10 protein-coding genes are annotated in these 14,065 nt (G+C 63.7%); 5 read left to right on the plus strand and 5 right to left on the minus strand.

Features of this window, described 5'->3' with window-relative positions; all coding sequences use genetic code 11:
- Positions 1-7: 7 nt before the first annotated feature.
- Positions 8-1,987 (minus strand): DUF3604 domain-containing protein, encoded by a 1,980-nt coding sequence (locus tag DS839_RS31520; RefSeq protein ID WP_119274518.1) that lies wholly within the window; start codon positions 1,985-1,987, stop codon positions 8-10.
- 118 nt (positions 1,988-2,105) lie between these two features.
- The gene (gene prmB, locus DS839_RS31525; protein WP_119274594.1) at positions 2,106-3,014 is read right to left on the minus strand and encodes a 50S ribosomal protein L3 N(5)-glutamine methyltransferase; all 909 of its coding nucleotides are present in this window, start codon (positions 3,012-3,014) and stop codon (positions 2,106-2,108) included.
- A 108-nt stretch (positions 3,015-3,122) separates the two neighbouring features.
- Between prmB and DS839_RS31530 the strand changes: the two genes are divergently transcribed.
- From DS839_RS31530 to DS839_RS31540, 3 genes are read left to right on the plus strand one after another with little or no spacing between them, the layout of a single operon-like run.
- Positions 3,123-4,916 carry an IlvD/Edd family dehydratase gene (locus DS839_RS31530; RefSeq protein WP_119274595.1) on the plus strand — a complete coding sequence of 598 codons (1,794 nt, stop codon included), beginning with the start codon at positions 3,123-3,125 and terminating at the stop codon, positions 4,914-4,916.
- A complete protein-coding gene (locus DS839_RS31535) occupies positions 4,916-5,917 on the plus strand; it encodes an aldose epimerase family protein (RefSeq protein WP_119274519.1) in 1,002 nt (333 codons plus the stop codon). The genes DS839_RS31530 and DS839_RS31535 overlap by 1 nt, the downstream gene beginning before the upstream one ends.
- Positions 5,918-5,972: 55 nt before the next feature.
- On the plus strand, positions 5,973-7,046 hold the full coding sequence (locus DS839_RS31540) for a saccharopine dehydrogenase family protein (protein WP_119274520.1): 1,074 nt from the start codon (positions 5,973-5,975) through the stop codon (positions 7,044-7,046).
- A gap of 90 nt (positions 7,047-7,136) precedes the next feature.
- Here DS839_RS31540 and DS839_RS31545 read toward each other — a convergent pair whose 3' ends face one another.
- Positions 7,137-7,889 carry an SDR family NAD(P)-dependent oxidoreductase gene (locus DS839_RS31545; RefSeq protein WP_119274521.1) on the minus strand — a complete coding sequence of 251 codons (753 nt, stop codon included), beginning with the start codon at positions 7,887-7,889 and terminating at the stop codon, positions 7,137-7,139.
- 83 nt (positions 7,890-7,972) lie between these two features.
- Here DS839_RS31545 and DS839_RS31550 point away from each other — a divergent pair, with 83 nt between their 5' ends.
- On the plus strand, positions 7,973-8,488 hold the full coding sequence (locus DS839_RS31550; protein ID WP_368912029.1) for a DinB family protein: 516 nt from the start codon (positions 7,973-7,975) through the stop codon (positions 8,486-8,488).
- 70 nt (positions 8,489-8,558) lie between these two features.
- Here the strand turns inward: DS839_RS31550 and polA are convergent, their stop codons facing one another.
- Together polA and DS839_RS31560 are read right to left on the minus strand one after the other, a co-directional pair.
- The gene (polA, locus tag DS839_RS31555; protein ID WP_119274522.1) at positions 8,559-11,516 is read right to left on the minus strand and encodes a DNA polymerase I; all 2,958 of its coding nucleotides are present in this window, start codon (positions 11,514-11,516) and stop codon (positions 8,559-8,561) included.
- A 24-nt stretch (positions 11,517-11,540) separates the two neighbouring features.
- Positions 11,541-12,608, minus strand: coding sequence for an acyltransferase family protein (locus DS839_RS31560; protein ID WP_119274523.1), 1,068 nt, complete (start codon positions 12,606-12,608; stop codon positions 11,541-11,543).
- A 150-nt stretch (positions 12,609-12,758) separates the two neighbouring features.
- Here DS839_RS31560 and DS839_RS31565 point away from each other — a divergent pair, with 150 nt between their 5' ends.
- Complete coding sequence (locus DS839_RS31565; RefSeq protein ID WP_119274524.1) at positions 12,759-14,063, plus strand: ankyrin repeat domain-containing protein; 1,305 nt, start codon at positions 12,759-12,761, stop codon at positions 14,061-14,063.
- Positions 14,064-14,065 lie beyond the last annotated feature (2 nt).

Below are 14,065 nucleotides of genomic sequence, written 5' to 3' on the forward strand. Positions count from 1 at the left end.
GTCTCCGTCAGCCCGGCGTGTACCAGATCGGCGATGTGTAAGCGCGCTCCTGGCCGAACAACGGCGTGTCGGCGGGCATCTTGATGTTGAAGCGCACTGCATCATAGGCGGTCCAGCGCGGCGTCGGGATTTCGAGCACCCGCGCATAGTATACGGCGCGCAAGGCCGGATCGAAATCCGGATCGGTCCAGGCCTTGATGAGCTCGGAGGCGCCGATCGTGTTGGTCCAGGTCGCCGTCGCCACGTCGACGGTGTTGCCGACCGGCGGCAGCTTGCCGTCGGGACCCGGCACGCGGCCGTCCGACCAGACGACGTCATAGACCTTTTCCTGCCGCTTGCCGGCGGCGTCGATCCAGCCCTTGACGATCTGGATCCGGTCGAGATTGCCGCCGATCGGATCCTTGAGTGCCGCGACGAGGAAGGTCGGCGCCTTGCCCGCCGGAGCGGCGCGCAGGTCGCCGCCCATCGGCACGCCCTTGGCATAGCCGGCAAAAGCGGGGCTGCGCGAGCGTGCATCGGCGTCGGTGAAATCCCAGCCGCCGAAGAAGCGCACGAGCATGCGCGGGCCGGTGGTGGCGTAAACCTCCTTGCGGCGCATGGCGTCCCAGATCGCTTCACGCGTGTTCTCGCTCGCCCACACGCCGGCATAGCCCGCGGCGACCATCTGCCAGCCCATCAGGAAGACATCGCCATTGCGCATGAATTCATGGGCGGCGCGATGCGGGCTGGGCTCGGCGCCGGAATGCTTGCCGAAGAAGTTTTCCTCCTCGGCGGTGGTGAGCGACGTGTGGCTGTCGGTCGAGCCGACCATGCCGAACTTGTAAGGATTGACGCCGAGCTTGGCCTCGAGCTGGAGGCCGGTCTGCAAGGCGGTGCGCGCATATTCCCGCTCCAGCATCTCCGGCTTCTTCACTTCGCTCAGATTGAGGTTGCCCTTGTCCCATAATTCGTAGCCGGCGAACTCGTCGGTGGGCGAGAGATAGGGATGAGCTTCGCCGTCGCCCTTGATCTGGGTCACCTCATAGAGCGGCTCCCAGCGGGCGCGCGTCTTGGCGTAATCCGGCGACAAGGGCTGGCCGGTGACCGGATTGGTCTCGGTCGGAAACATCCAGCCGTTCGAGAGATTGCCGTTATGCGGGATGGCCAGCACGCGCCCGCCGGTCTTGTCCTCATAGGCCTGGAGGTGTTTCCACAGATCCTCGGGCGTCGTGCTGCCGAGCGGCGGATAGGTCGTGAAGGGAAGCGTCTGGCTCGCCCGCGCACCGCCATCGCGATAGATCACCACACGGTGCAGATTGTTGCCGGGCGGGACCTGCGAGGTCCACTCATAGCCGATGAAGGCGCTGAACCGACCAGGCTCGTTGTATTTTTCCGCCGCCGCGACGATCTGGTCCCAGGTCGCCTGAAAACCCTCGGAGCCCGGCAGAAACTCCAGCGCCGGCGGGAATTTGCCGCGTGAAAAGCTGTCGATGATCTCGAGCGCGGCCCTGACGCCGTCCTCGCCGCCCTTCTGCACCAGATCGTACCAGCGCCGGCCGGTCGGATCGGCGAGCATTTCGGGTTTTCCGGCGAAGAGTGCCGGGAAGAAACCCATATTGTCGGAATGATCGGAGATGACCAGGAAATCGAGCGGGCGCGACAGCTTCACCCGCTCGCCGCCGGAGGCAGTCAGCTCCTCGCCGCGGGCGAAGCGGTAGGCGTCCTCGAAGCCAAGCCTTGTGCCGAAGGCGCCGGCATCCAGTGACGCGCTGGTGTGCAGATGCGTGTCGCCCCAGTATACGCGGCTCGGAAAATTGCGCCCGGCATAGGGCGAATAGCCCGGCGGCTTTCCCGGCAGGACGGTCGCAGCATCGAGCGTGCCGATGTCGGTGATCGTTTGCGCCGCCGCCGGACAGGCGACGAGCGAGCAGCCGATCGCCAGAGCCAGGCGCAGCTGCTGCTTGCCGCGGACCGGTCGCACCCGGGCTGCATTGTCATCATTCTGCATCGCTTCCTCCTGTCCATCGGTTTGACGTACGGACAGTCTCTAGCAGCGGGAGATGACGATCAATTGCCCCAAGGTCCATGGCTAGCCAGCGGCGGCAGTGAACGCAAATGCGGGGATCTCAGCGGTGGAATTTGTCGGCGGTGAGCCAGAAGACCTCGCCTTCACTCTCAGCTGTGTCGAGCCAGAAGAAATCGAGCTCCGGATAATCATCTTCCAGAAGCTCGCGGCCGCGGCCGATCTCGCACAAGAGCCCGCCACCGGGATTGAGATGGCGCGGCACCTCGGCCAGGATGCGGCGCACGATATCGAGGCCGTCCTCGCCGCCATCGAGCGCCATGGCTGGCTCGTGCCGGAATTCCGGCGGCAGTTCCTCCATCGCCGCCGCATCGACATAGGGCGGGTTGGTGATGATGAGGTCGTAGCGCTCCTGCGCCACCGGCTGGAAGAGATCGCCCTCATAGAGATTGAGCCGGTCGGCATGGCCCGACTCCGCGATATTGAGCCGCGCCACTTCGAGCGCTTGCGGCGACAATTCGACCGCATCGATCAGGGCATTGGGAAAGACATGGGCGGCGAGGATGGCGAGGCATCCCGAGCCCGTGCACAGATCGAGCACGCGGCCGACTTGCGAAACGTCGGGAACGAGCGTGAAGCCTTCGCCGCCGAAGAGGTCAGTGAACAGGAGCTCGCCGATGAAGGAGCGCGGCACGATCACCCGTTCGTCGACATGGAAGGGGATGCCCTGGATATAAGCCTTCTTGGTGAGATAGGCGGATGGGCGGCGCTTCGTCACGCGCTCCTCGATGCGGGCGAGCAGCAGCTCGCGCTCAGGCAGCGTGAGCCGCGCCTCGGCCCAGGGGTTGATGTCGTCAACCGGAAGATGAAGCGTCTCGAGGATGAGGAAGGCCGCCTCGTCGACGGCGCTTGCCGTTCCCTGACCAAAGGCCAGGCCCGCCTCGCCGAACCGGCTCACCGCGAAACGCAGCAAATCGCGGATGGAAATCAGGTCCTCGGCATGGTTTTTCATGAGGAATCCCATAGCGGGGCCGGGCAGCCGCGCCAAGGGGTCGCGGCTGCCCTGCAATGGCCAAGGAAAGCTTGCCTCCGGCGGGGGTGGTCATGCTATTTGTATGACATGAAAAAATCCCCGCCCAAGCTCAGGTCGCAGGCCTGGTTCGACAACCCCGACAATATCGACATGACGGCGCTCTATCTCGAGCGCTATCTGAATTACGGCTTCACCCGCGCCGAATTGCAGTCCGGCAAGCCGATCATCGGCATCGCCCAGACGGGTTCCGACCTGTCGCCCTGCAACCGCGCCCATCTGGAGCTCGCCAAACGGGTGCGCGACGGCATCACCGCGGCGGGCGGCGTGCCGCTCGAATTCCCCACCCATCCGATCCAGGAAACCGGCAAGCGGCCGACCGCCTCGCTCGACCGCAACCTCACCTATCTGAGTTTGGTCGAGGTCCTGTTCGGCTATCCGATCGACGGCGTGGTGCTCACCGTCGGCTGCGACAAGACGACACCCGCGGCGCTGATGGCGGCGGCGACCGTCAATATCCCGGCCATCGCGCTCTCCTCGGGGCCCATGCTCAATGGCTGGTACAAGGGCGAGCGCACCGGCTCCGGCACGATCCTGTGGAAGGCGCGCGAGCTCCTCGCCACCGGCGACATCGATTATGAAGGCTTCGTCGAGCTCGTCGCTTCTTCCGCCGCCTCGACCGGCTTCTGCAACACCATGGGCACCGCGACCTCGATGAACTCGCTGGCCGAGGCGCTCGGCATGACGCTGCCCGGCAATGCCGCGATCCCGGCACCCTATCGCGAGCGCGGCCAGATCGCCTATATGACCGGCAGGCGCATCGTCGAGATGGTCAAGGAAGACCTCACCCCGTCCAAGATCCTCACCCGCAAGGCCTTCGAGAACGCCATCGCGGTCAATTCGGCGATCGGCGGATCGACCAACTGCCCGATCCATCTCAATGCCATCGCCCGCCATATCGGCGTTCCGCTCGAGGTGGCCGATTGGGAGAAGCATGGCTATGACATCCCGCTGCTGGTCAATCTGCAGCCGGCCGGCGAATATCTGGGCGAGGACTATCATCGCGCCGGCGGCGTGCCTGCGGTCGTCGGCGAGCTCATCAAGGCCAAGCGCATTCACGAGGACGCGCTCACCGTCAACGGCAAGACGATCGGCGAGAATTGCAAAGATAAGCTCTCGCAGAATCACGAAGTGATCAAACCTTATGACGCGCCGATCAAGAAAGAGGCCGGCTTCAAGATGCTGAAGGGCAACCTCTTCGATGCGGCGATCATGAAGACGAGCGTCATCTCGGACGAGTTCCGCCAGCGCTATCTCTCCAATCCCAAGGATCCCAATGCCTTCGAGGCGAAAGCGATCGTGTTCGACGGGCCAGAGGATTATCACAAGCGCATCGACGATCCGAAGCTCGGCATCGACGAGCATACGGTCCTGTTCATGCGCGGCACCGGACCCTTGGGCTATCCGGGTGCGGCCGAGGTCGTCAATATGCGCGCCCCCGGCGAGCTCCTGAAGAAGGGCGTGCATTCGCTGCCCTGCGTCGGCGACGGGCGCCAGTCCGGCACATCGGGCTCGCCCTCGATCCTCAACGCCTCGCCCGAAGCCGCGGCCGGCGGCGGCCTCGCTCTCTTGAAGGACGGCGATCGCGTGCGTATCGACCTCAACAAGGGCACCGCCGATATCCTCATCTCCAAGGAGGAGCTCGAACAGCGACGCATTGCCTTTAAGTCGAATGGCGGCTATCACGTACCGGAAAGTCAGACGCCTTGGCAGGAGATCTTCCGCGCCAATGTCGAGCAACTATCGGAAGGCATGGTGCTGAAGCCCGCCGTCAAATATCAGAAGATCGCGCAGACGAAGGGCCTGCCGCGCGACAACCACTGATGGCGACGCGCGTCGCCGAACTCGAAGCGGGAACCTTCGAGGGCGAGGCGGCACGCAATTTCGAAATCGTGAGCGAGAGCGGCTTCCGCGCGACCTTCAATGCGGTGGGCGCGCGGCTGATGGCGCTCCATTATCCGGACGGCTTCGACATCGTCGCCGGCCCCGAGCGCATCGAAGACATGCTCGAGAGCGACATCTATGCCGGGGCCATTTGCGGGCGTTTCGCCAACCGCATCGGCAATGGCCGCTTCATGCTCAACGACAAGGAGCGTCAGCTCACCCAGAATCTTCCCCCGCATCACCTGCATGGCGGCGTCAACGGCTTCCACCGCAAGAACTGGGTGTCCGAGATCGAGGACGATGCGCTCGTCTTCTCGCTCGTCTCGAAGAGCCAAGAGGAAGGCTATCCCGGCAGGTTCAGGGCGCGGGCGGTCTATCGCTTCGATGACGACATTCTGAGCCTCGATATCGAGGCGCGGACGCGGCGGCCGACCATCGTCAATCTCACCAACCATGCCTATTGGAATCTCTCGGGTGCTAAGACCATCACCAATCATGTGCTGCAGATCTCGGCCCAGGCCTATACGCCGACCGACCAGACCCTCATCCCGACCGGGGCGGTCAGCTTCGTTTCGGGGACAAATTACGATTTCCGCGAGCCGACGCTGCTTGAGGAGGCCTTTGGCGACGATCAGGGCTTTGACACCAATTTCTGCCTGGAAGGCCCGCGCTACGAGCTCCATCATGCGGCGACGCTCATGGCCCAAGGCCGCGAGTTCGATCTCTTCACCACCGAGCCCGGCCTGCAGCTCTATACGGCCGGCCATCACGGGCCGGAGCTCAAAGGCAAGAACGGCCAGCCTTTGAGGCGCTTCGGATCGATTGCGCTCGAGCCGCAGAACTGGCCCGACGCGCCCAACCATCCGAATTTCCCCTCGGCGGTGCTGAAACAGGGCGAAGTCTACCACCATCGCATGGAATGGCGGTTCAGGCAGGTTTAGGCACGGCGTTGCGCGGCGCGGCATTGGCGGTAGACTGCGGCCCAAAGGACAGTTCATGAAGGACATTGTGGTTGTCGGCGCCGGCAAGATCGGCTCCACCATCGCCCGGCTGCTCGGCGATACCGGCGATTATCGCCTGACCGTCGTGGACCGCGCCGCCGACCAGCTGCGCCTGGTCGAAAAATCGAAGAAGGTCCGCACGAAGATTCTGGAGATATCGGACAAAACACTCGAGTCCGTTCTCGACGGCTGTTATGCCGTGCTGAGCGCCGCCCCCTACCAGCTGACCACGACGATCGCCAAAGCCGCGGCGCGCGCCCAGGTGCATTATCTCGATCTCACCGAAGACGTCCGCTCTACCCGCAAGATCCGCGCGATCGCCGCCAAGGCGGCTTCCGCCTTCCTGCCGCAATGCGGTCTCGCACCTGGTTTCGTCTCCATCGTCGCCCATGATCTCGCCAGCCGCTTCGAGACGCTCGACAGCGTGCGCATGCGGGTCGGCGCCTTGCCGCAATATCCCTCCAATGCGCTCAACTACAACCTGACCTGGAGCACCGACGGCGTCATCAATGAATATATCGAGCCCTGCGAGGCCATCGTCGATGGCCATTTCATGGAAGTGCCGGCGCTCGAGGAGCGCGAGGAGTTCTCGCTCGACGGCGTGACCTACGAAGCCTTCAACACCTCGGGCGGGCTCGGCACGCTGGCCGAGACGCTGAAGGGCAAGGTCAACACGCTCAACTACCGCACCATCCGCTATCCGGGCCATGTGGCGATCATGAAGGCGCTGCTCAACGATCTCGGCCTCAGGCACCGCCGCGACCTGCTCAAGGACATATTGGAGAATGCCCTGCCGACGACGACCCAGGACGTGGTCATCATCTTCGTCACCGTCAGCGGCCGCCGCGAGGGTCGGCTGATCCAGGAGACCTATGCCAACAAGATCTACAGCCGTGAGATCAGAGGCAAGATGCACAGCGCCATCCAGATGACCACGGCGGCGAGCATCTGCGCCGTGCTCGATCTCCTGGCGCAAGGCACGCTGCCGCAAAAGGGCTTCATCCACCAGGAAGACATCCGCTTGAGCGACTTCCTCGCCAACCGCTTCGGCAAGGTATTCGCCAACTAGGGCTGGGCTGGATGGCCGCCTCAAGGGCGGCCATGACGGAGCTGAGAAGCGGAGCCGCAGTCACTTTTCAGCCCTAAGTCGGAGTGCCGGCTACACCCACCCGCCGTCGACGGTGAAATCCTGATTGGTGCAGGCGGACGCCTCATCCGACGCCAGGAACAACGCCATGCGGGCGATGTCGAGCGGATAGAGCTTCCGCTTGAGGCACTGGTTCTTCATGATCTCCTTCTCGCCCTCGGGCGTTACCCAGAGCTTCAGCTGGCGCTCGGTCATGATCCAGCCGGGCGAGATGGTGTTGACGCGGATATTGTCGGGTCCGAGATCGCGCGCCAGCGAGCGCGTCAGGCCGGTGACGCCCGATTTCGACGCGGTATAGGCGGCCATGCCGCCCTGGCCGATCTTCCACGAGGTGGAGCCGAGATTGATGATCGAGCCGCCACCCGATTTCTGCATCATCGGGATCACCGCCTGGGCAGCGAAGAACTGATGCTTGATGTTGACGGCGATGCGCTGGTCCCAATAATCCGGCGTCATCTTGTCCCAGGCGTGACGCTCGTCATGGGCGGCATTGTTGACGAGGACGGTGATAGGCCCCAGCGCCTTGGCAGCGTCGGCGATCGATTGCTGCAGCGCCTTGATGTCGGTGACGTCGCAATGACCGAACCACACCGCGCCCGAGAGCCTGGCTTTCAGTCTCTCGCCCGCCTCCTTGGCGATATCGATGAAGGCCACCTTCGCGTCCTGCTTTGCGAATTCCTCGACGATCGCTTCGCCGATGCCCATGGCGCCACCGGTGATGAACACCGTCTTGCCCTTGAGGCTCGGATAGATGGCTCGAGTCATGACTGCTCCCGTTTTGTATGACTTTTGCCGGTTGGTTACAGGGAAAACTGCTGCTATGGCAAGCTCTTCTGACGGAGAGCCAGATGCCGATCACACGCCCCTATCTCGTGAGCATGGCGGCTTACAACAGCTGGATGAACGGCAAGGTCTATGACGCGGCCGCAAGATTGCCGCCTGAGGAGATCGCTCGCGACCGCGGCGCCTTCTTCAAGTCGATCCTCGGCACGCTCAATCATCTGCTCTATGCCGACCTCGTCTGGATCGGTCGCTTCAAGGACGGCCGGCCACGCATCACTGATCCCGACGTCCTGCTGCTGCATGAGGACCTTTCAGCCTTGCGGCAAGCCCGCAGGGCGCTCGACCGCGAGATCGAAGACTGGGCAAAGACGATCGATGAGACCTGGCTGGCGCGGCCCTTCACGTTCAAGACGCTCAAGGGCGATGCCGAGTTCACCTTCCCGGCCTCCATCCTGGTGATGCATATGTTCAATCACCAGACGCATCACCGCGGCCAGATCACGACGCTTCTGACTCAGGCTGGAGAAGATGTCGGCGTGACTGATATTCTCATGCTGCCGGGGCTGAAGGAGATGGTCTAGCGCGGTGGAGCGCATTCTTAGTTTCGCATCATCTTATCCGAAAAGTCTGCAACTTTTCGGGATGATGCGCCTAATGCGCCTCTTCCCAATTGAGGGCGGCGCGGGCGTCGACGGCAAGCGGCACGGCGAGCTTGATGGCGGGCTCGGGCGCCTTCTCCATCACCTCTTTCACCACCTTCTTCACCGCCTCGACCTCTTGGTCGATGCTCTCGAAGATCAGTTCGTCATGCACCTGGAGGAGCATGCGGGCGCCGAGCCCCGCCTTCGCTAAGGCGTCCGGCATGCGGACCATGGCGCGGCGGATGATGTCCGCGGCCGCCCCCTGGATCGGCGCATTGATCGCGGCGCGCTCCATGAAGGAACGCTCCGATGCATTGGGTGATGTAATGCGCGGGAAGTGGCAGCGCCTGCCGAAGATCGTCTCGACATAGCCCTTCTCGCGCGCCGCCTTCCGCGTCGAATCCATGTAATCCTTGATGCCGGGAAAGCGCTGGAAATAGGTCTTGATGTAATTGCCCGCCTCCTCGCGCGAGATGGTGAGCTGGTTGGCGAGGCCGAAGGCCGAGATGCCGTAGATGATGCCGAAATTGATCGCCTTGGCCTGCCGGCGGATCAGCGGATCCATGCCTTTCACCGGCACGCCGAACATCTCCGATGCCGTCATCGCATGGATGTCGAGGCCTTCGGCGAAGGCCTTGCGCAATTGCGGGATGTCGGCGACATGCGCCAGCACGCGCAATTCGATCTGGCTGTAATCGGCGCTGACCAGCTTCGAGCCCTTGGGCGCGATGAAGGCGGTGCGGATCCGGCGGCCTTCCTCGGTCCTGACCGGGATGTTCTGCAGATTGGGTTCGTTGGAGGAGAGACGCCCGGTCGAGGTCGCGGCCAGCGCATAGGAAGTGTGGACGCGGCCGGTATCGGGATTGATGTAAGCCGGCAGCGCATCGGTATAGGTCGAGCGCAGCTTGGAGAGCTGGCGCCAGTCGAGCACCTTGCGGGCGAGGTCGATCCCCTGGCTCGCCAAATCCTCCAGCACATCGGAATCGGTGCTCCAGGCGCCGGTCTGGGTCTTGCGCCCGCCCGGCAGACCCATGCGGCCGAAGAGGATGTCGCCCAGTTGCTTGGGTGAGCCGATGTTGAAATTCTCACCCGCGAGCGCGTAGATCTCCTTCTCGATCTTGCCGCCCGCCGTGGCGAATTCGCCGGACAGCCTGGCAAGCACGGCGCGATCGACCAGGATGCCTTCGCGCTCCATGCAGGCCAGAACCTGAACCAGCGGACGCTCGAGCGTCTGATAGACGGTGGTCTTGCCCTCGCGCGCCAGGCGCTCGCGGAACAGGAGCCAGAGCCTGAAGGTGATGTCGGCGGCTTCCGCGGCATAATGGGTGGCGCGGTCGAGCGGCACCTTGTCGAAGCTCACTGCCGATTTGCCGGTGCCCGCAACATCCTTATAGGCGATGGGCTTGTGGCCGAGATGCTTTTGCGCAAGCTCGTCCCGGCCATGGCCGTTGAGGCCGCTTTCGAGCGCATAGGACATGAGCATCGTGTCCTCGATCGCGGCAATCTCGATGCCGAGACGGCGGAAGACGAGGGCGCCGGATTTGAGATTCTGCCCGATCTTGAGGATCGCCGGATCTTCGAGCACGGGTTTCAGCAGAGTGATGAGATCGGCGAGCGGCAATTGCTTGATCTCATTGCCGCCGAAGTCGAGCCCGTCGCCGGTACGATGGCCGACCGGAACATAGCCGGCCTCGCCCGGCGCCACGCTGAGCGCCAGGCCGGCAAGGCTCGCCTGCATGGGATCGAAGGCCGTCGTCTCGATGTCGAGCGCCACCTGGCCTTCTTCATAGATGCGGGCCACCCAGCGCTCGAGTCCGTCCTTGTCGATGACCGTCTCATAGTCGTCATATTTGACCGCGGTGGCCTTGAGCCTCTCCGCCACCGAGACTTTGGGCTTCTCCTCGACCGCGGCGAAGACCGTCCTGGTCGCCTCATGCTGGGGATCGGCTTTGCGCTTCTCCGGCCGCTGCGGGGCCGCCGATGCCGGCGCCGGAGTCGTCCCCACGGCCGATCCTTCCGGCGGCCAGCCCTTGACCACGACGGGGACGGCATCGATCTCGGCCGCATCGGCCGCGAGATCGCTGGCGACGCGGCGCATCAGGGAGGAGAATTCCATCGTCTTGCAGAAGCCGATGAGATCCGACGCGCGCGGTTCCTCGACCAGAAATGAATCAATCGCATGCTCGACCGGTACCCGATCCTCGAGCGTCACCAGTTTCTTCGAGATGCGCGCCTGCTCGGCGAACTCGATGAGATTCTCGCGCCGCTTGGCCTGCTTGATCTCGGAGGCTTTGGTGAGAAGGGTTTCGAGATCGCCGAATTCGGTGATGAGCTGGGCGCCGGTCTTGACGCCGATGCCCGGCACGCCCGGCACGTTGTCGACCGAATCGCCGGCCAGCGCCTGGACATCGACGACCTTGTCGGGCTTGACGCCGAATTTCTCAAAAACTTCCGGCTCGCCGATCTCCTTGTCCTTCATCGTGTCGTACAGCTTCACCTTGGCATTCACGAGCTGCATGAGGTCCTTGTCGGAGGAGACGATACGGACAGTCGCTCCCACCTCCGCCGCCTGCCGCGCATAGGTGGCGATGAGGTCGTCGGCTTCGTAATCGTCCTGCTCGATGCAGGCGACATTGAACGCGCGGGTCGCTTGCCGGATCAGGCCGAATTGCGGAATGAGATCGGCCGGCGGGTCGGGCCGGTGCGCCTTGTAATCGGCATAGATGCGCTTGCGGAAAGTCTGTTCCGACTTGTCGAAGATGACGGCGAGATGGGTGGGCTTCTCGCCCGCCTTCATCTCCTTCATCAGCTTCCACAGCATGTTGCAGAAGCCGGTGACGGCCCCGACGGGCAGCCCGTCGCTCTTGCGGGTCAGGGGCGGGAGCGCGTGATAGGCGCGGAAAATGTAGCCGGAACCGTCGATCAGATAGACATGATCGCCGGATTTAAGGGGGCGATGTTGGGACATGCCCCCTATATGCCACCCTAATCCTCAGGCTTCCAGCCTTCCCCGCCGGCTGCTGACAAGTTCTGGCTGAACGGCTTTCTGACGCGGCGTCGCGGGGATCTTGACCCATTGCGGGCGGCGGAACAGGAAGCTCAAGGGCGTATGGCGCACCGCCCAGAAAAGGAGCACCGGCCCCACCACGCCAGCCGTCGTGACGATGATGGAGACGGTGCCCAAGTCCTGGATCACGCCCGTCTTGAGGAGGAGGGTGCGGGTCGCCGCCATGAACATGAAGAAGGAGAGATAGATGACGATCGAATTCTCGCCGCAATAGCGGATGGGCGAAGCGATCTTGAAGCGCGAGAGGAAGACGCCCATGGCGATGACGGCGCCGGCGCCGATGAAGCCCAAGATGAGGCCGATGCCCGGCAGATGCGATGCGCCATTGTCGACCAGGATCGCATTGATGACCGCCCAGATGGCGAGGCCGCCCAATATGCCGATGGGGTTGAGACCGCTCACTTCACGCGCATAGGCGAAGACATGATTGGCGAGCCAGTAGCCGGTGAAGAAATAGACGAAACGGTTGGCGAACTCATCGATGACGAGCCAGCCGGTATGGATGGAGACCAGCTGCAGCACGCAGCCCATGGCGAAGACGAGAACGGGCGGCAGCGGGCGCAGGAGCTTCGTCACGACGAAGAAGATGGCGAGGAGATAGATGAACCACAAAGTGCCATAGGGCTGGATGAGCCCCATTGCATAGGCTTCGAGGGTCGCCATCGCCCCTTCGCTGGAATAGAGGCCCCAGCATTTCATGCCGAACTGGATGGTCATCCACAGGATGTAGAAATAAGCGAAATGCACGAGCTTGGTGTCGAGATACTGGCGCCAGGGGCGGTCGATGCGGCTCGCGAGGAACAGTCCCGAGATCAGAAAGAAGTCCGGCATGCGGAAGGGCCTGGCCCATTCGACGAAGCCGTTGAGCCAGGAAAGCTCGCTGGCCGCCTTCTCGACGCCCAGCGTCGAATGCATCATCACGACCAGAATGATACAGATGCCCTTGGCGTAATCGACCCAGTCGACCCGCTCCGCCTTTATTCCTGCTGACATGTCGCCTCTCCCTGTGCCAATGCGGCACGGTCTTTGGCCCTGTCCGGCAAGGACCGTGCCGAGAGACCTCGCCCTTTGTTGCCCTTGCGACAATTTTCTTTATTTCCGGGCCCCGGGAGCGCAGACTGAACGGGGGCGAGGGCCTGTGCCATGCGGGGTATCCGAGGTCTCTTCACCGTCTTTCTGTTATCCGGGCTGGGATGGTCGGCCGCGCAAGCGGAAGACGAGCGCGCGAGCCCATCGCCTTCCCTCACTTTGGCCGCGGTCGAGGCGGGCACCGGTTTGGCCGCGGCCAGCAAGGGCCATGGGCTGCATGCGGCCGCGATCTACAACCGGCCCAAGGCGGCGAAACTGCTGGTCGCCCGGGGCATGCCGGTCGACATGCGCAATGAAGGCGGCCTGACGCCCCTGATGGTCGCCGCCACCTTCGGCAATGTCGAAGTGGCCGAGGTGCTGATCGCTGCGGGCGCCGACCTAACCCTTCGCAATCCTGCCGGCCATGCGGCCCTCCATATCGCCGCCCTTGCCGGACAAGCCCCTGTGGCGCAGCTGCTTCTCGCCCATGGCGCCGACAGCGCGCTGCGCGCCGAGGCCCAGGGCGAGACACCGCTCCATTTCGCCGCCTCGCTTGGCCGCGCGAAAGTGATCGCCGTGCTGGCGGCCCATGGCGCCCCGCTCGATGCCACCGACAATGACGGCGTGACGCCACTGCAATATGCGCGGCGCCGCCTCCAGATGCGCGCGGTCGAGGCGCTGACCCAACTCGGCGCGCGTGTCGACGGGCTGCATGATGCGGTGAATGCCGGCGACGTCGCGCGCGTCATCGAGCTCATCGCCAAGGGCGCGGATGTGAATGCGCCCGATCTCTTCGGCACGCCCTTGCACCTGGCTGCGGCCAAAGGCCGGACCGGCATCGCGGTGATCCTCATCGATCGCGGCGCCGATCTCGAAGCCGTGGGCGAGCCCGAGGGCGCTCATCCCTTGCACACGGCCGCCCTCAATGGCGAGGACGAGGTGGCGGCCCTCCTCATCGAACGCGGCGCGAAAGTCGATGCGCGTGACGTAGCAGGCCGCACGCCCCTGATGGTGGCGGCGGGCTTTCTCAAGCCGGATGTGGCGCGGTTGCTGCTGGCGCAGGGCGCCGATGTCCGCGCCATGGACAGCGTGTGGGGCGACACCCCGATCCACTACGCGGCCTGTTCCGACGATCTCGAAACGGCGCGTTTGCTCTTGCGCCACGGCGCCGATGTCAATGCCCGCAGCGGTGGCAATGGCGCAACGCCGCTCCACTACGCCGCGGGCAAAGGCAAGATCGAGATGGTCGAACTGCTGCTCAAGGAAGGCGGCCAGCCCGACATTTCCGACAAGGCTGGATGGCTGCCTTACACGACGGCGAACAACAGCCGCCACGAACATGTGGCGCAATGGCTGCGCCGCCTCGCCGACGAAAAGTGAAC

This window comes from Taklimakanibacter deserti, from assembly GCA_003574785.1.